Annotated in this window: 20 protein-coding genes and 1 pseudogene; 13 read left to right on the top strand and 8 right to left on the bottom strand. The window is 73.6% G+C overall.

Features of this window, described 5'->3' with window-relative positions; genetic code table 11:
- Positions 1-25: 25 nt before the first annotated feature.
- On the bottom strand, positions 26-1087 hold the full coding sequence (locus tag ABZZ79_RS35350; protein WP_356695993.1) for a right-handed parallel beta-helix repeat-containing protein: 1062 nt from the start codon (positions 1085-1087) through the stop codon (positions 26-28).
- Between the two features lie 92 nt (positions 1088-1179).
- Positions 1180-2070: an NAD(P)-dependent oxidoreductase gene (locus tag ABZZ79_RS35345; protein WP_356695991.1), complete on the bottom strand. Its 891-nt coding sequence runs from the start codon at positions 2068-2070 to the stop codon at positions 1180-1182.
- A 142-nt stretch (positions 2071-2212) separates the two neighbouring features.
- Here ABZZ79_RS35345 and ABZZ79_RS35340 point away from each other — a divergent pair, with 142 nt between their 5' ends.
- Positions 2213-2809: a TetR/AcrR family transcriptional regulator gene (locus tag ABZZ79_RS35340; RefSeq protein ID WP_356695989.1), complete on the top strand. Its 597-nt coding sequence runs from the start codon at positions 2213-2215 to the stop codon at positions 2807-2809.
- A 219-nt stretch (positions 2810-3028) separates the two neighbouring features.
- Here ABZZ79_RS35340 and ABZZ79_RS35335 read toward each other — a convergent pair whose 3' ends face one another.
- Positions 3029-3436, bottom strand: a complete 408-nt coding sequence (locus ABZZ79_RS35335) for a helix-turn-helix domain-containing protein (protein ID WP_356695987.1) — start codon at positions 3434-3436, stop codon at positions 3029-3031.
- Positions 3437-3959: 523 nt separating this feature from the next.
- Here ABZZ79_RS35335 and ABZZ79_RS35330 point away from each other — a divergent pair.
- The 3 genes from ABZZ79_RS35330 (at position 3960) to ABZZ79_RS35320 (ending at position 5436) form a co-directional block, all read left to right on the top strand.
- The gene (locus ABZZ79_RS35330) at positions 3960-4415 is read left to right on the top strand and encodes a hypothetical protein (RefSeq protein ID WP_356695985.1); all 456 of its coding nucleotides are present in this window, start codon (positions 3960-3962) and stop codon (positions 4413-4415) included.
- Positions 4416-4607: 192 nt separating this feature from the next.
- Positions 4608-4895 carry a hypothetical protein gene (locus tag ABZZ79_RS35325; protein ID WP_356695983.1) on the top strand — a complete coding sequence of 96 codons (288 nt, stop codon included), beginning with the start codon at positions 4608-4610 and terminating at the stop codon, positions 4893-4895.
- 172 nt (positions 4896-5067) lie between these two features.
- Positions 5068-5436 carry a low affinity iron permease family protein gene (locus tag ABZZ79_RS35320; RefSeq protein ID WP_356695981.1) on the top strand — a complete coding sequence of 123 codons (369 nt, stop codon included), beginning with the start codon at positions 5068-5070 and terminating at the stop codon, positions 5434-5436.
- 54 nt (positions 5437-5490) lie between these two features.
- On the opposite strand, the gene ABZZ79_RS35315 is transcribed toward ABZZ79_RS35320, so the two are convergent.
- Positions 5491-6492, bottom strand: coding sequence for an alpha/beta hydrolase fold domain-containing protein (locus ABZZ79_RS35315; protein ID WP_356695979.1), 1002 nt, complete (start codon positions 6490-6492; stop codon positions 5491-5493).
- A 535-nt stretch (positions 6493-7027) separates the two neighbouring features.
- Positions 7028-8515, bottom strand: a complete 1488-nt coding sequence (locus ABZZ79_RS35310) for a long-chain fatty acid--CoA ligase (RefSeq protein ID WP_356695977.1) — start codon at positions 8513-8515, stop codon at positions 7028-7030.
- A gap of 151 nt (positions 8516-8666) precedes the next feature.
- Between ABZZ79_RS35310 and ABZZ79_RS35305 the strand changes: the two genes are divergently transcribed.
- The 3 genes from ABZZ79_RS35305 to ABZZ79_RS35295 all read left to right on the top strand — a co-directional run bounded on the left by ABZZ79_RS35305 (position 8667) and on the right by ABZZ79_RS35295 (position 13052).
- Entirely contained in the window at positions 8667-9836 is a 1170-nt protein-coding gene (locus ABZZ79_RS35305; protein ID WP_356695975.1) for a helix-turn-helix domain-containing protein, read from the top strand.
- Positions 9837-10017: 181 nt separating this feature from the next.
- Complete coding sequence (locus tag ABZZ79_RS35300) at positions 10018-11670, top strand: SDR family oxidoreductase (RefSeq protein ID WP_356695973.1); 1653 nt, start codon at positions 10018-10020, stop codon at positions 11668-11670.
- 5 nt (positions 11671-11675) lie between these two features.
- A complete protein-coding gene (locus ABZZ79_RS35295; protein ID WP_356695971.1) occupies positions 11676-13052 on the top strand; it encodes a deoxyribodipyrimidine photo-lyase in 1377 nt (458 codons plus the stop codon).
- Between the two features lie 49 nt (positions 13053-13101).
- Here ABZZ79_RS35295 and ABZZ79_RS35290 read toward each other — a convergent pair whose 3' ends face one another.
- Entirely contained in the window at positions 13102-14133 is a 1032-nt protein-coding gene (locus tag ABZZ79_RS35290; protein WP_356695969.1) for a MerR family transcriptional regulator, read from the bottom strand.
- 189 nt (positions 14134-14322) lie between these two features.
- On the opposite strand from ABZZ79_RS35290, the gene ABZZ79_RS35285 reads away from it, so the two are divergent.
- Positions 14323-14802, top strand: a complete 480-nt coding sequence (locus ABZZ79_RS35285) for an ATP-binding protein (protein WP_356695967.1) — start codon at positions 14323-14325, stop codon at positions 14800-14802.
- A 51-nt stretch (positions 14803-14853) separates the two neighbouring features.
- Here ABZZ79_RS35285 and ABZZ79_RS35280 read toward each other — a convergent pair whose 3' ends face one another.
- Positions 14854-15429 (bottom strand): ATP-binding protein, encoded by a 576-nt coding sequence (locus tag ABZZ79_RS35280; RefSeq protein WP_356695965.1) that lies wholly within the window; start codon positions 15427-15429, stop codon positions 14854-14856.
- 73 nt (positions 15430-15502) lie between these two features.
- Positions 15503-16357: a SigB/SigF/SigG family RNA polymerase sigma factor gene (locus ABZZ79_RS35275; protein ID WP_356695963.1), complete on the bottom strand. Its 855-nt coding sequence runs from the start codon at positions 16355-16357 to the stop codon at positions 15503-15505.
- A 308-nt stretch (positions 16358-16665) separates the two neighbouring features.
- Between ABZZ79_RS35275 and ABZZ79_RS35270 the strand changes: the two genes are divergently transcribed.
- The 5 genes and pseudogenes from ABZZ79_RS35270 (at position 16666) to ABZZ79_RS35250 (ending at position 21121) form a co-directional block, all read left to right on the top strand.
- Positions 16666-17541: an RNA polymerase sigma factor SigF gene (locus ABZZ79_RS35270; protein WP_356695961.1), complete on the top strand. Its 876-nt coding sequence runs from the start codon at positions 16666-16668 to the stop codon at positions 17539-17541.
- A 144-nt stretch (positions 17542-17685) separates the two neighbouring features.
- Positions 17686-18054 carry an STAS domain-containing protein gene (locus tag ABZZ79_RS35265; protein ID WP_356695959.1) on the top strand — a complete coding sequence of 123 codons (369 nt, stop codon included), beginning with the start codon at positions 17686-17688 and terminating at the stop codon, positions 18052-18054.
- 127 nt (positions 18055-18181) lie between these two features.
- Positions 18182-18673 carry a MarR family winged helix-turn-helix transcriptional regulator gene (locus ABZZ79_RS35260; RefSeq protein ID WP_356695957.1) on the top strand — a complete coding sequence of 164 codons (492 nt, stop codon included), beginning with the start codon at positions 18182-18184 and terminating at the stop codon, positions 18671-18673.
- Positions 18674-18865: 192 nt separating this feature from the next.
- A pseudogene (locus tag ABZZ79_RS35255) lies at positions 18866-19185 on the top strand (hypothetical protein); the annotation flags it as partial.
- A gap of 694 nt (positions 19186-19879) precedes the next feature.
- On the top strand, positions 19880-21121 hold the full coding sequence (locus ABZZ79_RS35250; RefSeq protein WP_356695955.1) for an NAD(P)/FAD-dependent oxidoreductase: 1242 nt from the start codon (positions 19880-19882) through the stop codon (positions 21119-21121).
- The last annotated feature ends 74 nt before the right edge of the window (positions 21122-21195 follow it).

The raw sequence follows: 21195 nt of genomic DNA, 5'->3' as shown, positions 1-21195 counted from the left end.
TCCTGTTGCTTCCGGGTGGACGGGGTCAGCACAGGCCGGCCGGCTTCGACGCCCGGCACTGGTTGCCCTCGAAGGTGTTGCTGGTGGCGGTGGTGTCCGTGTTGACCAGGTCGGCGGGGGAGTTGCCGGCCAGCACGTTGCCGGTGATCCGGTTCCGCTCGTTGGCGCTGCCCACGAAGCTCTTGAACAGCACGATGCCGCCGGACAGGGAGGAGTTGCCGACGTTGTCGCGGACCAGGTTCCGCGTCACCAGCGTGTCCTCGGCGCCGGTCACCACGATGCCGGAGCCCTGGAGGGCCTCCAGCCGGGAGTTCGCAGGGCAGGACTTGTTGTTGCTCACGACATGGTTGTCGCGGATCGTCAGGGCGCCGGCCTTCGGCTTGTTCTCGTCGCCGACGACGAACACGCCCGCGCAGTTGCCACTGATGTGGTTGCCGGCGACGGTGAGGTTGCGCAGCCGCCGGACGGTGACACCGATCCGGTTGCCCTCCAGGCGGTTGCGGGCGACGACGGCGCCCTGGGCGTCCGCGGCACCCTGCTCGGCCTTCACGGCGTTGGCGAGGAAGATGCCCGCGTCACCGTTGTCGCGCGCGATGTTCTCCTTGAACACGCCGCGTACCGAGTGCTCCTGGGCGATGCCCCACACGCCGTTCTGCACCGCGGTGACCTTGCGTACGGTCAGCCGGTCGGTGCCCATGGAGAACACGCCGGTCTTGGCGAACCCGGTCACGGTGAGGGAGGCGACCGTGACGTTCTCGACGTTGCGGTCCTTCGTGCCGATCACACAGATGCCGTTGCCGTTCTCGGCGCAGGCGTTGGCGGCCTGCGTGGTCGCGGGACGGATCACGGTGTGGCGCCCCAGGCCCCGCAGGGTCAGTCCGGGGGTGGTCACCTTGACGCTCTCGTAGAAGGTTCCGGCCGTCAGCAGAACGGTGTCGCCGGGTGAGGCGGCGTCCACCGCCTTCTGGATCGACTGGCCGGGTCGGACGACATGGACTCCGCGGGCGGCGGCCGACGGAGCGGCCCCGAGGGCCGACCCGGCGAGCACTGCCGTGCACGCCAGGTATGCGATATTACGTTTGTTCATATTTGTCACGTTATGGCCGCCACGGGGCATGGCCATGCCGGATAGGCCGTCCGGCGGCGTGTCTTACGTCCGGAAGGTGGCAGTCGCGACGCTCAGCGGGCCGCCGGGGAAACGCCGTCGGTGCGGGACTCCAGGGCGCGCAGTACGGCCACCATGTCCTGGCCGCCGTGGCCCTGCGCGACGGTCTCGCCGTACAGGGCGTGACAGACGTCGAGCAGCGGGGAGGACACCCCGGCGCCGCGGGCGGCCTCGGCGATCAGGCGGTTGTTCTTCAGCACGTCCGCGGCCGCCGCCTGCACCGCGAAGTCACGGGCCAGCAGCTTCGGCGCCTTCGTCCGGGACACGGCGCTGGCCATCGGCCCCGCGTCGAGTACGTCCCGCAGCAGGCGTTGGTCGAGCCCGTGCCGGTCGGCGAAGTGGAACGCCTCGCTCAGCCCGGTGACCAGGGTGATCAGGAAGAGGTTCACCGAGAACTTCATCAGCAGCGCGCCCGGTACCGCGCCGCAGGCGAACAGCTCGCGGCACAGGGGGGCGAGCAGGGTGCGTACGGTCGCCACGGCCCGCTCGTCGCCCGCCAGCATGGCCACCAGCTCCCCCTGCTCGGCGGGGATGCGGGACCCGGAGACGGGAGCTTCGACGTACCGGGCGCCGGCCGCGCGGAGGTCCTGCTCCAGGCCGGCCGAGTAGTCGGCCGAGGTCGTGCCCATGTGGACGAGGGTGTGTCCGGCGACGCGGGCGGCGAAGCCGGGCGTGCCGCGTTCCAGCACCGCGTCCATGGCCTCCTCGTCGGCGAGCATGAGGATCACCGTGCCGGCCCGGTCGAACACCTCGCCGGGACCGGCCGCGACCTCGGCTCCGGCGGTGCGCAGCGGCTCGCACCTGGCGCGGGTGCGGTTCCAGACGATCAGGGGTGTCCCGGCGCGTGCCAGGTTGAGGGCCATGGGCTGCCCCATGACACCGAGGCCGATGAAACCGACGTACACGACGCACCGCCTTCCCGGCTCGCGCGGCAGGCTCGTCGCCACGCGTCGTCTGGGCTATGACAGCCGTCATAGTAGCGCGCTCTATGACAGCGGTCATAGGGTGGGCCGGAGCACGGACGGCAGCGACGAGGGAGGCCGGGCCATGGCGGTGTCCGAACGGGGACCGCGCGAACGGATGGTCTTCAGCGCGGCCCAGCTCATCCGGCGCGGCGGAGTCGCCTCGGCCGGGATGCGGGAGGTCGCCGCGCACGCCGACGCGCCCCGCGGGTCCCTCCAGCACTACTTCCCCGACGGCAAGGACCAGCTGGTCAACGAGGCCGTGGCCTGGGCGGGCCGCTACGCGGGAGGCCGCGTCGCCCGCTTCATGGACGCCCTGGACGAACCGACGCCCAGCGGTCTGTTCGCCCGGATGGTGGGCCAGTGGACCGACGAGTACCGGACCGAGGGCTTCGCGGGCGGTTGTCCCGTCGCCGCCGCCACCGTGGACCGGGCGCAGTCCGCCGAGTCCACACGCGAGGCCGCCGCCGCCGCGTTCGCCGCCTGGACCGCGCCGGTGGCCCGGGCCCTCGCCGGGATGGGCGTGCCCGGGCCCCGCACCGAGGCGCTCGCCACGCTCATGATCAGCGCGCTGGAAGGGGCCGTCCTCATCGCGCGGGCCGAGCGGGACGTCCGCGCCCTGACGGCCGTGGCCCGCGAGCTGGGGCCGCTGCTCGACGCGGCGGTGGGTGACGACGGCTGAGCGGACGTCGTGGCTCCCGCGGCCCTGGCTGACGGGGTATCCCGGCGCGCCCCTGAGGGTTCCGGGCCGGCAGTGCGCCGGAGTGCGGGCACGCCCGCCGCGGATCACCGTCCGCGACGGGCGCGGGGTTCCGACGGAACCCGCAGGGGCTGCGTTCCCAACCCCTCACTGCCCGTGTAGCCACGCCGGTCCGGCTCACACGGCCGTCGCAGGGCCGGCTCAGGCCCGCGCGTCCTCGCGGGTGACGGCCACGACGGTCCCGCCGGGGTGCGGAGCGGGGCGTGGATCGGGGGCGCCGTCCCCGGCGGAGGCGGCGATCACCGCCGACAGCAGGCCGGGGAACCGCGCCTCCATCTCGTCCGCGCGCAGCGTGTTCATCTTCGCGGTGCCCTTGTAGTGCTGCCGGATCAGACCTGCCTCGCGCAGCACGCTGAAGTGGTGGGTGAGGGTCGACGCCGACACCGAAGCGTCGAAGGTGCCGCAGCTCTTGTCCTCGCCCTCCCGGGCCAGCTGGGCGACCACCCCGCGGCGCACCGGATCCACCAGCGCCTCCAGGACCTGCTGGAGCGAGACCTCCGACAGGTCGGGGTGCTCCACGGTCCGGGCCGCGGTACGGGGGCGGGTCACGACGACTCCTCGGGGTGACGGCGGGGCGACCGGGCCATCGTACGACCGCTGTCGAAGTCGGGGCGGCCCGTGATGAGGCCGGCGGCGCGTTCCAGATAGTCGCGCTGAACTCGACGAGCTGGAGGCCTTCCTGCCGGCCGACGGGGCCACGGCCGAGGCCCTCGCGGCGGCGTCCCCGCGGACGGCGCGCTGACGCGGCGGCTTCACTGGACCGTCTCCGGGCCGCGGAACCCGGTCCCGCCGACCCCGCCCGCGCGCCGGCCGGCGCGGCCGGGCGCACCCTCCGGGCCCCGGGCGCCGTCGCGACGCGGAGTGCCTGCGCGGTCCGTTCGTTCCACCCGTCGGACACCCGCGACCCCGACCTGCGGTGGGCGTCGTACCTTGCCGTACCGAACGGCAGCACAGTGGGCGGCGGTGACAGGCCGCAGGGGAGGGGCGGACGGGGCGACCGAACTCGTCCGACGAGCCTCGGCAGCCGACTCCCGGCGGGATCGCGTACGAATTGCCGGGACCGGTGCGGGCGGTGCGGGACGGCGAGGCTCTGCCGGTCCGGGCGGCCGGGCAACTCACGCTGCCGGCCGTGCTGTTGCCGCACCGCGGGGAACTGGCCTGCCGGGCCGAACTGGTCGACGCGCCCTGGGGTGAGGCCCCGCCCCGGGGAGCGGACGGACCGGTGGCCACCCACGCGGCCCGGCTGCGGCGGGTGCCGGAGCCCGAGCGGATCCGGCGTACCGCCCCGCGCGTGCTGGTCAGCGGCCGGGACCTCGTACGGCCCTGCGGATCGGACGGGACGACCTGGACCTGTGGCGGTTCGGGGGACGCGCTGGTCCTGGCCGACTTCAGAACGATCGACGCGATGAGCGCGCTCGTCGACCGTGTCGCGGCTCAGGCGGCTCAGGCGGCACGGGTCCGAACGAGCCGGTGCGACGGGGACGGCAGTGCGAGGGGGTTGCGGCGCACCGCCGTCCCCGTCCCGTGACCGGACCTCTACCGGCCGGGGGAGGCGAACACCACCCCGGTCAGCGTCTGGTTGACGTGGCTCAGCCAGCTCTCCGCGTAGGTGTGGAAGTGAGAGGTTCTTCGCGTCCATCTCCAGGCGTCGGAAGCCGCAGTTGAACAGCACCGCCCCGGCGGCTCCGCCCAGGTTCAGGCGCGCCCGGCGCAGCACGGCGTGGGTGTCCGGCAGGAGCGCGCCCGAGCGCATCACCTCCACCTCCATGCCGGGCAGGATCTGCGCCCAGAAGCGCAGGGCGCCGCCGGGAGCGACGACCCGCTGCGCTGGTGTGCCGCCACCCTCGCCGACGACCTGGCCTACGGCGCGGGCGTCTGGCGCGGCACCCTGCGCGAACGCACGGCGCTTCCCCTGCTGCCGGCCTTCACCGACCCGACGCGGGGACGCGGACCGGGCGGTGACCGGGGCGGCCGGGTCGCGGGCGGGAGACCGGGCGGTCCCCCGTAGGACGCCCCGCCCTCCGTGAGCGCGGCCGCCCCGCGGGGTACTCGAACGGCGTGGCCGGGACGGTGCCCGGGACCCGGGTGTCCCAGGTCCCGGCCGGCTTATCGCCTGTCGCCGTCCGTGACCGGGCGAGGAGAGGCACCAGCGCTCTGGTGCCTTTGGAGGACGAGGACGAATGACTTTCGCGCATCCCGCCGACCGGGGCGGCGACCGCCGCAGGAGGTTCGAGCGGTTCTCGGAGGCCGCGTCGAAGTTCACCAGCTCCACCCTGTTCTTCCTGCTGTGTCTGGCCCTGGTCGCGTGGGTGGTGATCGTCCATGTGGCCGGGCTGGGCACCCACTGGCAGGTGCTGGCCGGTGACTGCATGACGGCCGTCACCCTGATCCTGCTCGCCCTGCTGAAGAACTCGGAGCTCAGGGCCGAGCGCGCCGTCCAGCGCAAGCTGGACGCCATCGCCGCCGCGCTGCTCGAAGCGCAGGAAGGCGCGTCCGGCCGGGCGCACGAGGATCTGCGGGCCGCCATCCGCATGGAGGAGGAGATCTGACGGAGGCGGGCCGTCGCGGGAGTGCGGCTCAGGCGCTCCGGGGGACCCACCCCCTCACGAGGCGTCGGAGGTGCCCTGTGCCGCGGGGTGCCGGGCGGCGTCCGCGGACAGCACCCGGCCGACCCAGTCCGTGCGGGTGCGCCGGGCCGAGACCGAGATCCGGGCCTGCGGGTACAGCGTGTCGAAGCCGTGGAAGCCGCCCGCCCAGACATGGAGTTCGGCCTGGCCGCCCGCGGCCCATATACGGCGGGCGTAGTCGGTGTCCTCGTCGCGGAAGACCTCGGCGGAGCCGGTGTCGATGTAGGCGGTGGGCAGGGCCGAGAGGTCCTCGGCCAGAGCGGGGGAGACGTACGCGGGCACCTGGTCGTCTGTGAGGTCGCCGAGGACGGCGCGCCAGCCGAACGCGTTCATCTCGGCGGTCCAGACGCCGTGCCCGCCGGAGTACTGACGGCTGGAGACGCTGGCGTTGCGATGGTCGAGCATGGGGCAGATGAGCATCTGCGCGGCGACGGCCGGGGTGCCGAGGTCGCGGGCCAGCAGGGTGACACCGGCGGCCAGCCCGCCGCCCGCGCTGGCACCCGCCACGACGATCCGGGCGGGATCGACGCCCAGTTCGGCGGCGTGCCCGGCCACCCAGAGCAGTCCCTGGTAGCAGTCGTCGACCAGGGTGGTGCCGGTGGCCTCGGGGGCGAGCCGGTAGTCGACGGAGACCACGACCGCGCCGAACCGGTCGAGCCACTCCAGCGGGATGTCGAGCTGCGCGAAGCGGTCGCCCACGATCATGCCGCCGCCGTGGATCCAGTAGACGCAGGGGGCCGAGGCGGTGCGGCCGGTGCGCGCGGGACCGAAGACCGACAGGGGGATCCGCGCACCGTCCTCGGCGGACACGGTGACCTCGCGCCGCTCGACCCGGCGATGCTCCAGGAGGGACTCGACGGGCGCCGAGGGCAGCCTGCGCAGTTCGGCGAGCACCTCCGCGTCCAGTCCGCGCACGAGGGGCATGCCGGCGAGCAGTTCACGCAGCTCGGGGTCCAGGGACGGGCGCGGCGGGGTCATGGTCGTCGCCTTCCGTGACGTGCGGGTGAGGGGATGCGCGCGTGAGCGGGGTGGCCGCCGTACGAGTTCCCAGTTCCCGGGTTCGCGCAGAGTTGTCATGAGCAACGATGCTCGCCTCGCACGATCCTCTTGGGTCGAGGAGTCTCGTGCCCCTTGATGGTGCGATGAACCCCCTGCCTCTCGACGGGTCGGGCTCCGCACCCTGCCGGACCGGCGCCGCGACCGGACCACCGCGATCGACGGCGTACGCGTCTCGAAGGTCGACCGGCCGGATCAGGCCGGACGGGGAGACGCGCCCCGGGCGGGCGCGGGCATGTTGTCGGCAGTCGCGTCGGCGGCGCCTCGGCCCGTGCACGACACGCTGTTGTCGGCGGTCGCCGTCGGCGGCGCCTCGGCCGTGCACGACACGACGGGGCAGCTCCGGTTCCCGGCCGGGGACGACGCGGTCCGGCCCGCCAGGCCGAGTGACCCGTCCCGCCGACGCGCCGAGCCGGCCCCACGCACACGGCGGAGGCCGGCTCGCCGTCCGCCGGGATCACCCCACCGGAGCGGTGATCTCCCGCTTGAGGATCTTGCCACTGGGGCCGGTCGGCAGCTGGTCCACCAGCCACACCTCGCGCGGGTACTTGTACGCCGCCACCCGGTCCTTCACGAACTCCCGCAGCTCGTCGGGGGTGGCCTCGGCGCCGGGACGCAGCACGACCGCGGCGGCGATCTCCTCGCCCAGGCTCGGGTGGGCCGTGCCCACCACGGCGGCCAGGGCGACGGCCGGGTGCTCGTGCAGCACCTCCTCGATCTCGCGCGGATAGACGTTGTACCCACCGCGGATGATCATGTCCTTCTTGCGGTCCACGATGTAGAAGTAGCCGTCCTCGTCCTGCCGTGCGAGGTCGCCGGAACGCAGCCAGCCGTCCTGGACGGTCTCCGCCGTCTCCTGCGGACGGTTCCAGTAGCCCTTCATCACGTTCGGCCCGCGCACCGACAGCTCGCCGATCTCGCCGGGCGCCACGTCCTGGCCCTTGTCGTCCAGCAGCCGCACCTCGACGTCCTTGATCGGCGTGCCGATGGAGCCCGCCTTGCGCGGCCGGTCGGGGTGGTTGAAGGTGACGACCGGGCTGGTCTCGGACATGCCGAAGCCCTCCAGGACCGCACATCCGAAGCGCCGCTCGAAGCCGTGCAGGATCTCCACCGGCAGGGACGCCCCGCCGGAGACGCACATCCGCAGCGTCGACACGTCCGCCTCGGACGGGTGCTGGAGCAGCGCCGCGTACATGGTCGGCACGCCCTCGAACACGGTTGCCCCGTCCCGCGCGATGGCGTCCAGCACCGCCTGCGCCTCGAAGCGGGGGATCAGGGTGAGGGAGGCACCGCTGCTGAGGGCCACGCTCATCGTGCAGATCTGGCCGAAGATGTGGAACAGCGGCAGACAGCCCACCACCACGTCGTCCGGCGTCATGTGCTGCACCTCGGTCATGTTGACCTCGGTGTTGTGCCGCAGCCCCGCGTGGGTGAGCGCGGCGCCCTTGGGCCGGCCCGTCGTGCCGGAGGTGTACAGCAGCACGGCCACGTCGTCGCCGTCCGTCGGCGCCGTCTCGGCGAGCGGCTCGTGCCCGCTCAGCAGCTCGGCGAAGGCCGCGGGCTCGACGGCGAAGTGCCGGACCCCGGCGTCCGCCGCGCCCTGCGCGCCCTCACCCGGCGCCTGATGCCACTCCCACAGGACCTCCGCCCCGGAGTCGGCGAGGTGGTAGGCCGTCTCCCGGGCCTTCAGCAGCGGGTTCATCGGTACGACGACGGCACCGGCGCGCAGTACGCCGTAGTAGAGGACCACGAACTGGGGGACGTTCGGCAGCATCAGGGCCACCCGGTGTCCCGGCCGCACCCCCTCGGCCCGCAGCAGGGTCGCGGCACGAGCACTTGCCTCCTCCAGTTCCGCGTAGGTGATGACCTGGCCGCCGAAGCGAAGGGCGGGCCGCTCGGGCTGCCGCCTCGCCGTCTCCACGAGAAACTCCGCCAGATTGGCCATGGTCCGCCCTCCACGAATGGTGCTGTTGAAATCCGCAGTTAACGTCGACGACATGGTGCTGTCGTCCCGGGCGGTCGCCTATGGGTGGCCGGACAGTGTCTCCCGTCACGGATTGTTCCTGGGAACAGGAAGCCCCCACTACGCTCGGGCGATGGTTCTTTCGGGAGTGGCCTCGGCGCTGCACGCACGGCTGCCGGAACTCGGCGAGCGGATCGCGGAGCGCATCCGTGCGGACGTCGAGGCGTACCAGGACGAGTCGCTGATCCCGTTCGAGTCCCTGCGCCGCTCGTGCACCGCCAACGCCGATCTCGTCCTCGGTCACTTCCACCGACAGGACGCCGCGGACCCGAGCCCGGCCCGCGAGACCGGCCGTGTCCGCGCCGAACAGGGCATGCCGCTGGCCGACACCCTGCACGCCTACCGGATCGGCTTCGAACTGCTGTGGTCGGAGATCGTCGAGGAGGCACGCACCCATCCCGAGGTCTCCGACGCCCAGTTGGTGTCCCAGTCGGCGGACATCTGGGCGCTGTTCGGCCTCTACGCCGAGGCCGTGGCGGCGGCCCACCGGGAAACCTCCGCTGAACTGACCCTCCAGCGCGAGGCCCGGCGTTCGGCGCTGGTGGAGGCGCTGTTCACCGGTGTCATCGCCGACCGCACCACTCTGTGGGAGGCCGCCCGCGAACTGGGCCTGCCCGAGCACGGACCGTACGCCGTCGCCGTGGCCGCGGCGACCGCGCCCGGCGCGGAACCTCTGACCGGCATCGAGACCGCGCTGCGTCAGTCCCAACTGGCCTCCGCCTGGCGGCTGTTGCCCGACCAGCAGATCGGCGTGGTCGCCCTGACCGCACCGAACGCCGAGCAGACCTGTGTGCGCGTGCTGCGCCGCGCCCGCGCCCGCGTCGGCCTCAGCCCCGGCGTCGCCTCCCTGCGCGACGTCCCGCAGGCCCTGCGCTTCGCCCGGCTGGCACTCGCCGGACTGCCGGGCACCGGGCCCGGCGTCGCACGGTTCGACGACAACCCCCTGGCCATGCTGGTCGCCGCCGCTCCCGCCGAGGCGGCCCATCTGGTCGAGACCGTCCTCAGGCCCGTCCTCGACCTGCCCGCCGCCGAGCGCGCCCGGCTCCTTCAGACCCTGGAGCACTGGTTCGCCGCGGCCGGATCCGCCGCCGACGCCGCGGGGTCCCTCTTCGTGCACCCCAACACCGTCCGCTACCGCCTGCGCCGCGTCGAGGAACTGACCGGGCGGTCCCTGACGGACCCGCGCGCCGTGGCCGACCTCGGGGCCGCGCTGGCCGCGGTGCGCAGTCCGGCCATGGGCTGAGCCGGGCCGGACAGACCCACACCCCCGGCCACTGATCAGCGACCGGCCGTGGCGGCGCGCGGCCGGTCGTCACCCGCCCGCCGCAGGCACCGGGCGCATCCGCCCGGGACTCCCGCAAGGTAGTGATCAGAGAGGGAGACACGACCGGACTCCCGCGACGACGGCAGGCTGAGGCGGCGGTATGGGCGACGAACGGATCACCGGGACGAACGCACCACCGTCGGCGGCGACAGCCGCCCGCACCTGCCTGGTGACCGGCGCCAGCGGCTACATCGGCGGGCGGCTGGTGCCCGAGCTGCTGGCCGCCGGTCACCGGGTGCGCTGCCTGGCCCGCACCCCGGGCAAACTGCGCGACCACCCGTGGGCCGGCGACGTGGAGATCGTCCAGGGAGACGTCACGGACGCCGCGTCGGTGGGGCGGGCGATGGACGGCGTGGACGTGGCCTACTACCTCGTGCACGCGCTCGGCACCGGCGGCGACTTCGAGCGGACCGACCGCGAGGCCGCCCGCATCTTCGGCGAGCAGGCCCGCCGCGCCGACGTCCGCCGACTCGTCTACCTCGGCGGACTCACCCCCGCGGGCGTCCCCGAGGCACAGCTGTCCCCGCACCTGCGCTCGCGCGCGGAGGTCGGCCGCATCCTGATGGACTCCGGCGTACCGACCGCCGTCCTGCGCGCCGCCGTCATCATCGGCTCCGGGTCCGCCAGCTTCGAGATGCTCCGCTACCTCACCGAACGGCTCCCCGTCATGGTCACCCCGCGCTGGGTGCGCACCCGTATCCAGCCGATCGCCGTACGGGACGTGCTGCGCATCCTCGTCGGCTGCGCCGGCCTGCCCCCGGACGTCAACCGCGCCTTCGACATCGGCGGCCCGGAGGTGCTCACGTACCTGGACATGATGCGCCGCTACGCGGCCGTCGCCGAGCTGCCCCGACGGCTCATCCTGCCCGTGCCCGTGCTCACCCCCGGCCTGTCCAGCCACTGGGTCGGCCTGGTCACGCCGGTGCCGGCTTCCATCGCCCGTCCGCTGACGGAGTCCCTGCGCCACGAGGTGGTGTGCCAGGAGCGGGACATCGAACGGTACGTGCCGAACCCGCCCGGGCATCCCCTCGGCGTCGACCGCGCGGTCGCCCTGGCGCTGCAACGGATCAGGGAGGCGCAGGTCGTCACCCGCTGGTCCTCCGCCTCCGTGCCCGGCGCGCCCAGCGACCCGCTGCCCACCGACCCGGACTGGGCGGGAGGCAGCCTCTACACGGACCTGCGCGAGCGCGAGGCGGACGTGGCTCCCGAGGCGCTGTGGCAGGTCATCGAGGCGATCGGCGGGGAGAACGGCTGGTACTCCTTCCCGCTGGCCTGGGCCGTACGCGGTCGGCTCGACCGCCTGGTCGGAGGCGTCGGACTGCGCCGGGGCCGACGGGACGCGCGGCGGCTGCGGGCGGGTGACTCGCTCGACTTCTGGCGGGTGGAGGAGATCGAACGCGGGCGGCTGCTGCGGCTGCGCGCCGAGATGCGGCTGCCCGGACTGGCCTGGCTGGAGATGCGGGTGGACGGCGGCGTGGGCGGCGAGCCCGTCCGGTACCGGCAGCGGGCCCTGTTCCATCCCCGCGGCCTGCTCGGGCACCTGTACTGGTGGAGCGTCGCGCCCTTCCACGCGGTCGTCTTCGGCGGCATGGCGCGCAACATCGTCAAGACCGCCGCCCGCGCCCGCGACGAAGCGCAGGGGCAGGAGGAACAGCACGAACAGGTGGCGTCCGGCACCGCATCCGGACACCCCGCGACATCGGAAGACAGTGCCGTCCGCACCGGCCGACGCCGTCCACCGGGGAGAAGCTGAAGCTCATGCACGTCTCAGTCGTCCTGTTCACCTCCGACCTGCGCCTGCACGACCATCCGCCGCTGCGCGCGGCCCTGGACTGCGCCGACGCCGTCGTCCCGCTGTTCGTCCGCGACCGTGCCGTGGCCGCCGCGGGATTCGACGCCCCCAACCGCGCGGCCTTCCTCGCCGACTGCCTGGCCGACCTCGACGCCTCGCTGCGCGAGCGCGGCGGACGGCTCGTGGTGCGCTCCGGCGACCTGGTGACGGAGGTCTGCCGTGCGGTGGCGGAGGCGGACGCCGACGAGGTGCACATGTCGGCGGCGCACAGTCACTTCGCCGTCCGCCGCGAGGACCGGCTGCGCCGCGCGCTGGAGACCGACGGCCGCCGTCTGTTCGTCCACGACGCCGCCACCGTGGCGGTTCCTCCCGGTGAAGTGACGCCCTCCTCCTCGGACCACTTCGCCGTCTTCACGCCGTACTACCGGCAGTGGTCGCAGGTCCGGCTGCGGGCCGTCGCGACCGCCCCCCGCCAGGTGCGGGTCCCCGACGGGGTGAAGGGCGAGCCGCTGCCCTCGCGCGACGAGGTCCGCGGCGTCTCGGCCGGACTGGCGGCCGGCGGCGAGAGCGAGGGCCGCAAGCGGGTGACCGCCTACTGGCGCCGGGGCCTGGACGCCTACGACGACACCCGCGACGACCTGGCCGCCGACGCGACCTCCCAGCTCTCCGCGCATCTGCACTTCGGCACACTGTCCCCGGTGGAGCTCGTCCAGCGGGCCCGGCGGCACGGCGGACGGGGCGCGGAGGCGTTCGTACGGCAGCTCGCCTGGCGGGACTTCCACCGGCAGGTGCTCGCGGCCCGGCCGCAGGCCTCCCATGCGGACTACCGCACCAAGCACGACCACTGGCGCACCGAACGGGGCGCCCGAGCCGACATCGAGGCCTGGCGCGAGGGCCGCACCGGCTATCCGGTGATCGACGCGGCGATGCGCCAGCTGCTCCACGAGGGCTGGATGCACAACCGAGCCCGGCTGCTGACCGCGAGCTTCCTGTGCAAGACCCTCTACGTCGACTGGCGGATCGGCGCCGCGCACTTCCTGCACTGGCTGGTCGACGGCGACGTCGCCAACAACCAGCTGAACTGGCAGTGGGTGGCGGGCACCGGCACCGACACCCGTCCCAACCGCGTCCTCAACCCCGTCACCCAGGCCAAACGGCACGACCCCGACGGCACCTACGTGCACCGCTGGGTGCCCGAGCTCAGGGACGTCGACGGCCGGGCGGTGCACGAGCCGTGGAAGCTGGCCGGGCTGGACCGCGCCGCACTCGACTATCCCGATCCGGTCGTGGAACTGTCCGACGGGCTGAACCGGTTCCGGCGGGCCCGCGCCCGGGAGGACTGAGCGTCGCCCGAGCCCTCGCGGGGCTCCGGGTGTGCGGGCGGGTCGGCGGTCAGCGCGCCCGCACATGCCCCCCGTCGTTCTCGTAGAGCCCGGCCAGCGTCTCCACCGCCTCGCGCAGCCCGGCGCACCGGGGGAAGCCCGTGGACGCCCGCCGGTCCCAGCCCGGTCCGGCGGGCAGCACCAGCGGCCGACCGCGCGCTCCCGCCGCGCCCCACTCCAGACCGGCGACATGCCGGGCCAGCGGCACCGACGCCGTGGAGCGGGCCTGCGCCCACAGCACGACCGCGGCCGGTCCGGTGCGCCGTACGCAGGCCAGCAGCGCCTCGGCCGGCACCGCCGCGCCCAGCATCCGGGTCGGCACGCCCCGCTCGACCAGCGCGGCGGTGAGTGCCTCCAGAGGCAACGAGTGCTGCTCACCGGGAGTACAGGCCAGGACCACCGGATCGGCCCCGGTGAGCGGCTCCGCGCGCGGCAGCAGCAGCGGCGTGACGCGCAGGGTGCTGGAGACGTGCCAGGACAGCAGATGTTCGACCTCCACATAGCGGTCGCCCGACGACTCCCACTTGCGGCCCACGGCATGCAGCGTCGGCACCATCACCTCCTCCCAGGCGACCGTCAGTCCGTGCCGTTCCACCGTCGCCATGAGCTGCCGCTCCAGCTCCGGGGCGTCCAGCCGGACCGCCGCACGGGCGAGGCCCCGGCACTCCTGGCGCACCTCGCCGAGCGGAAGCCCGCTGCCCACGCCACCGGAGCGGACGGCGGTCGCGGGCGGGGCGAGGGAGGCCGGGTGCCGTTCGGGACCGCCGGGCAGGTCCGAGGTGCCGTACCGCAGGGCCACTCGTGCCGCCTCGGCGGGGGGCACTCCCGTCGCCGTCAGCCGGCACATCTCCTCCACCATCGCGATGTCGGAGGGGGCCCACCGGCGGTGCCGGCCCTCCGCGCGCAGCGCCGGGCCGATGCCGTAGCGGCGGTCCCAGGAACGCAGGGTGGTCGGGGAGACTCCCAGCCGCCGGGCCAGCGCCCCGGTCGTCATGCCGGCGTCGGCGGACGTGCCTTCCGCGGACCTGCTCTCGGCGGACATAGCGAGCCGCTTCCTCTTTCGACGCGATATCGACGCGATATCGATGCGAGCTCTGTCATGATCCTTCGGCATGCGGTCCGGGGCAAGCATGGAGCCGATCCGTGCGTAGGCGTTCCTCCTTGGGGAACCAGGGGCGGAGGGAGTAACCAGAGGCCACACAGTTCGCAGTGAAGCGGCCGGGAAGGTGCGATGTCGACCGAACCGCGATGGAGCGACCAGCCGTCGTCCGGACACACGCTGGAGTGCGTAGCCGCGTTCGCCGGGCGTCTGGAGGACGTCACGGACGCCAGGGTGACAGCGGAGCTGTTTCTCGCCGTCCTGGGCCGATCGCACCCCCCGTCGGCCCCGGAGCACTGGGACGACATCCTGCTGGTGGTCACGGAACTGGCGGCCAACGCCGTCCAGTACGCGCCGGGCCCCTTCCGGCTGAGCCTGCGCAGGACCTTCGACGGCGTGCACGTGACCCTGGGGGACACCAGCACGACGCCTCCCGAGCCGCGCGCCTTCCGCCCCGGCAAGGGGGGCGGGGGTATCGGCTGGTACCTGATCCAGACACTGTGCGACCAGGTCAGCGTGGTCGTCCGCGAGGAAGGCGCCGACCCGAGCGGCAAGGACGGCAAGGACGGCGGCGGGGTCGGCAAGGACGTCCACGTGTTCCTGCCCTGGTGACGCGCCCGGCTTCCTGCGCTGGTGACTCCCGGCACGGCCCGGCCACCGGGGTCAGGCCAGCGGCACCAGGACGCTGATCGCCTTGCCGCCCTCCGGACGGCGCTCCACATGGATCTCCCGGGCCAGGCGGATGATCAGCGGCCAGCCGAAGCCGCCGGCCGCGTCCGGGAGCGGAAACGTGCCGTGGCCGAACGCGGCCGGGGGGACCGTGCCGCTGTGGTCGTGCACGCCCAGCCGTACGCCCTCCGCCACGAGGGTCACCTCGAAGCGGGCGAGGCCGCCGCCGTGGCGGACGGCGTTGCTGACGAGTTCCGAGACGACCAGGAGCACGTCGACGACGGCCTGCTCGTCCGCCGGGCCGGACGGTCCGCGCCATCGTTCCCGCACCAGGTTCCGGACGTACTGCCGCGCCGCGGCAGCGCTGCGGGGCGTGGCCGGCCGCACGGCGGCCCGCTCGCCGCATCCGGCCGCGGACGGCTCGGACGGCTCGGACGGCTCGGTGGGCTCGGTGGGCGTCATCGTTGGGCCGGCCGCGGCCGGCGGGCGGTGCGGTCGAGCGGGGGCACCGCCGGTGCCGGGGAGCGGATGCGTGGTGTGGGGGAACAACGGCTCTCGCACCTCCGTCACGCGCCACTCGTGGACCGTCCCGAGTGCGGCCCACCCGCCCGGGCGCGTGTCACGGGGCGCGCCCGCGGGGCGGTCACCGGCGACGCCCGCCGCCGTCGGGGCCGGGCTTCAGCCCCAGTGCCTCCTGCCGCACCTGTGCGCAGCAGCGGTTGATGAGACGGGAGACATGCATCTGGGAGATGCCCAACTGGTCGGCGATGCGACGTTGCGTCATGTCCTCGAAGAAGCGCATGTACAGGATGGCGCGCTCGCGTTCGGGCAGCCGCCGCAGCCCCGCCTTGGCGGCCTCGCGGTCGACGACGACGTCGTAGGCCGGTTCGCGCGCGCCGAGGGTGTCGGCGAGGCTGAAGCCGTCGTCGTCCCCGGGCGCCTCGGCGTCGAGCGAGAGCGTGCGGTAGCTCTCCAACGCCTCCGCGCCCGCCTTGACTTCGTCCTCGGTCAGCCCCGCCTGGGCGGCGATCTCGGCGACGGAGGGCTCGGTGCCGCCGGCCGACTGGAGGAGCTCGCGGCGGGCGAGCCGCACCTTGTTGCGCAGGTCCTGCACGCGACGGGGGACACGCAGGGCCCACATGCGGTCGCGGAAGTGCCGTTTGATCTCTCCGGTGATCGTGGGCACGGCGTAGCTCTCGAAGGCGCCGCGGCCCGGCTCGTAGCGGTCGATGGCCTTGACCAGGCCGAGCGCCGCGACCTGGCGCAGGTCCTCCAGTGACTCGCCGCGGTTGCGGAAGCGGCCGGCGATGCGATGGGCCATGGGCAGCCAGGCCTCGGTCAGTTCCTCGCGTACGGCGTCCCGTTCGGGCCCGGCGGGCAGCTCCGCAAGCCGGGCGAAGGCCGCTCCGGTGGCGGGCGCGTCGTCGTGCGGATGCCTGCGGGAGGCGGCGGGACGGGGGGACGGGGTGAAGCCGTTTGCGGACGTCTCAACCAGCATGCGAAAACGCTCCTGAACGAAGGTGTCAGGGATTTGCCGTGGGAAACGCGGCGGGGCTCTGGACAGCCCGGAACGGGTGCGGTGCCTCCGCCGGCGTGCCTCTGTTCCGAAGCACGATCTGGCGCCTGCCCCGCCCTCGGCCGGGCAAACGGCGTGAGTTTCACGGGTGTCGGACATCGTGGCGGGTGAGGGGAGGATTCAGGCCAGAAGCAGGCGCGGTGGCGGGGTTCGTCAACTGGAGGGAGTTAATCCCGCGATGCCGGGCAGTCGGGGGGATGACATCTGGTTCCGGCACTGGGGAGGGCGGCATGGCAGCCGTGACGGCGGCACAGGCGACGGCCACGGCGGGGGAGACGATCGCGACGGACGGGGCGGCACTGCCGCTCATCGAGGATCCGGCCGCGGTGACGCCCAAGGACGCGCGCGAACTGTCGCGCCGGTTCCTCGGCCGTCTGGCCGTCCTGGAAGAGGGCACCCACGAGCACCAGTACGTGCGCAACACGCTGATCGAGATGAACCTTTCACTGGTGCGGTACGCCTCCTCGCGCTTCCGCACCCGCGGGGACTCGGTGGAGGACGTCGTCCAGGTCGGCACCATCGGACTGATCAAGGCCATCGACCGTTTCGAGGTGTCGCGGGAGGTGGAGTTCACCACCTTCGCGGTGCCGTACATCGTGGGGGAGATCAAGCGCTTCTTCCGCGACACGAGTTGGGCCGTCCATGTGCCGCGCAGGCTCCAGGAGGCGCGGGTGGAGCTCGCCAAGGCCACGGACGAACTGCGCTCCCGGCTGGGCCGCACCCCGACCACCCGGGAACTGTCCGAGCTGATGTCCCTGTCGGAGGAGGAGGTCATCGAGGCGCGCAAGGCGGCCAACTGCTACCAGTCGGCCTCCCTGGACGCGGCGCTGACCTCCGAGTCGGACAGCGGTGACACCGTGCTGGCCGACCGCCTGGGCGAGGAGGATCCGTCACTGGAACTCGTCGACGACTTCAACTCGCTGGCCCCGCTCATCGCGAGCCTCGACGAGCGTGACCGGCGGATCATCCACATGCGCTTCGTCGAGGAACTCACCCAGGCGCAGATCGCGGCCCGTCTCGACGTCTCCCAGATGCATGTCTCACGGCTCATCAGCCGCATCATCAAGCGGCTGCGCAAGGGGCTGCTGGAACCGGGCGTGGCCTGAGCGGCACCGGCCACCGCCGACCGTCCGAGCCGGATGCGCCGACCTCGGTGCGTCCGGCCGCACACAGGGTGCCTGTGTGCACCGACGCATGGAATCCGCCCGACCGCAACCCCGTCCCGATCGCCAGCGCCTGTGGGAGGCCTCGTGTCCGAAGCTGAGAACGCTCAGAACGCTCTGTCCGTCAAGGTGGAAGTCCTCCGCGAGGACGCCGTGCTGCTCACGGTCGCGGGAGACCTGGACGCGGCCACCGCGACCGAGTTGCAGCACCACCTCGCCAACCAACTCCACCACGGACGACGGCACTTCCTGCTCGACATCCGCGATGTGCCCTTCATGGACTCGTCCGGCATGAACATCATCCTGCGGGTGTACCAGGAGGTCCGTGACGACTTGGGCGGCGTCTATGTGATCTCCCCGACGCCGGCGGTCCGGCGCGTCCTGGATCTGACGGGAGTGAGCCTCACCGTTCCCCTGCTCGCCGATGTCGACGAGGCGTTGGCGGCGGCGGGCTGAGTTCTCGTAACCGGCCCGGCGGACGAGGAACGAGGCACGTGCCGGAGGAACGGACGCCGGCACACCTGGTGCCGCCGGCGCGGGACGGCCGCCGGGCGCGGAGCCGACCGCCCAGTACGCTGGCCCCGTGGCCAGGGGACGACAGAACGAGACCGGCGCCGTCGCCGGGAGCACACCGACCGACCCGCGGGGATTCGCCGTGGCGCTACGGCGGACCATCGGCGAGGTCAACCGGCTGGTCCACGGCTTCGCCACGGCGCAGGGGCTGCACCCCACCGACGTCCAGGCGCTGTCCTTCGTGCTCGACAGCCCACAGCCGCCGACACCGGGCATGCTGCGCGAGCACCTCGGGCTGACCTCCGGCGCGGTGACCGCCTGCCTCGACCGGCTGGAGAAGGCCGGGCACATCCGGCGCCTGCGCGAGAGCCCCGACCGCCGGGTCGTCCACATCCACTACGAGGAGGGCGGGCGGGCCGCCGCGCGCACCTACTTCATGCCGCTCGCCCAGGCGGCCGAGCAGGCCCGGCTCCAGTTCAGCGAGGACGAACTGGCCGTGGTGCTGCGCTACCTGGACGCCCTGAACACCGAACTCGGAGAGGTGCGCGTGCCGCGACGTTGAGCCGTCGAGCCGTCGAGCCGCCGAGTTGCCGAGTTGCCGCGACGTTGAGCTGCCGAGCTGCCGAGCCCTCTTCGAGACGCGTTCCGGGTGTCGTGCCGCGACCACCGCGCGTCCCGGTCACTTCGTCGGACCGCCGCCCTCGCCGCTGCCGCCGATGCTCCTCGTGGCCACCGTCGCGCTGAGCCTCCTGGCCTGTCCCGGGTGCGCGAGGAGTCGCTCGTACACGGCACCCGAACGGGCGTACGCCACAGACCGGTCCGAGGGGCGGGGTCATCACCTCCGCGGGCGTGGTCCCCGAGGACCGGGAGGGCTTGGCCTGCGGCCCCAGCAGCGCGTACCCGACCATCCTCGCGGCCACCTTCGCGGTACCCGGCGTCATCCCGTCGGCGTTCCCCGCGCGAATCGTCCTCATCGTGGGCTTCGGCGTCCTGCTCGACACACTCGTCGTCCGCTCCCCGCCGGTGCCCGCGCTGGTCCGCGACATCGGCCGCACCGCCCGGTGGCCCGGAGCCCCGGCCTCGGGTGACCTCTCGCCCGAGGCGCCCCGGCCGCTGTCTCGCGGTGCGAGGTGGCGGCCCCGAGTTCCCCGGGCGCATCCGCCGGTGCCCGTCGAGGGGAACCAGGATCAGGCAGCACTCGACAGGAAGGGAGCCGTCGTGGTGAAAGCGGACGTGAGCGTCCTGGGAGCGGGAATCGCAGCTCCGCCGTCCGCCCCGGGGCCCAGGGGAGGCGCGCCCCGCCCGTCCACCGGCCACACCTTCGCCGGAATGCAACGCCGAAAACGGGGCGGCCGGCGCCGCCTCGCGGCCGGGCCGCGGACCCGCACCGCCCGCCGCCCACTCCGCGCGACCCCGCGCGATGGAGGCCGTACTGCCGCGCGCCCTGGACAGCTGGACGGCGGCCGCATCGCTGGGTCCGCGCTGTTCTGCCGGCGGTTCTCCTGCGTCGCCATGCGCCGGCTGCCGCGCTTCCTCGACGGACGCACGGCCCCGACGAGGACCTCGCCATCGGTCTGTGCCTCCCTCGGCCCGAGGCGCACCCCCTGGCCCGATGCGCATCCCCCTCGGCCCGATGCCGCGCGCCACGGCCGAGCTGCCCGGCCTGCCCCGCCCAGCCTCCGCCGCCGGCCAGGGGTCCGGTTCCGTCAGCGGGGAAGCCGTGCGCAACAGCCGAAAGACGAGTGACCGACAGGGAAGAGGTGGTCATGTGTCCGCGGTCCAGGAGACGACGGACGTGCTGGTGATCGGCGCCGGTGTCGCGGGGCTCGCCTGCGCCCGAGACGTGGCGGACGCGGGCCTGCGGGTGCGGGTGGTCGAGGCCTCCGACGGGGTCGGCGGCCGCATGCGCTCCGACCGGGTCGAGGGCTTCGTGGTGGACCGCGGGTTCCAGGTGGTCAACACGTCCTATCCGCAGCTTCGCCGCCGGCTGGCCCTGAAGGACCTGAAACCGCGGCCCTTCACCCCGGGAGTCCTCGTCCACACCCCGTCGGGCCGACTGCGCTTCAGCGATCCCACCCGGCGCCCGCGCACCCTGCCCGACCTGCTGCCGGGGCGTCTGGCGGGCCCCCGCGACCTGGCCGCCCTCGGCGCGCTCACCGCCCGCGACATGCTCGCCCCGCCCATACGGCTCAAGCGGCTCCCGGAGACCACGACCCGTACCGCGCTGGCGGACGCGGGCATCTCCGACGCGCTCGTGGAACGGTTCCTCAGGCCCTTCCTCGCGGGAGTCTTACTGGAGGACGAGCTGGCCACGTCGAGCCGCTTCTTCCACCTGGTGTGGCGAAGCATGCTGCGCGGCACCCTGTGCCTGCCCGCCGAAGGAGTCGGAGCCGTCCCGCGCGCCCTGGCCGCCGCCCTGCCCCCGGGCACGGTCCAGCTGGACACCCCCGTGGCACGGCTGACGCCCGGCGGTGCGCTGACCGTACCCGGCCGGGAGCTCCCCGCCCGCGCCGTCGTGGTGGCCGCCGGGCCCCGGTCCGTGGCCTCCCTCCTCCCCGAGGTCGACCTGCCCGCCTACCGGGTCGTGACCACCTACTACCACGCCGCCCCACGCTCCCCGCTGGGCGAGCCCACGCTGCTGGTGGACACCCGCCGCCGGTTCCTCAACACCTGCGTGCTCAGCGAGGTCGTACCCGGCTACGCCCCGCCCGGCCAGGCGCTGATCGCCACCTCGGTACTCGGCCCGGACAGCGACGGCCGCGAGGGCGAGCTGCGCGCGGCGCTCGGAGAGGCGTACGGCACGGGCACCGAGGGCTGGCACCTGCTGACCGTGCGCACGGTCCAGGAGGCACTGCCCGTCATGACACCGCCCCAGCCGCTCAGCCGCACCACGCGGGTGTCCCCCGGCCGGTACGTGTGCGGCGACCACCGGGCGACCGGCTCCGTCCAGGGCGCCATGGCCTCGGGAGCGCGGGCCGCGCGCGAGGTGCTGCGGGATCTGCGGCCATAGCCGGTCGTGGAGGACCCTCGTCGGCCGTCGTCAGAAGGTCGGAAGAAGGGGGGGCGGAGCGGGGCCCCGACGTC

It is taken from the genome of Streptomyces sp. NPDC006458 (assembly GCF_040612135.1).
GTDB lineage: Bacteria > Actinomycetota > Actinomycetes > Streptomycetales > Streptomycetaceae > Streptomyces.
This window is presented reverse-complemented; position numbering and strand designations above follow the sequence as displayed.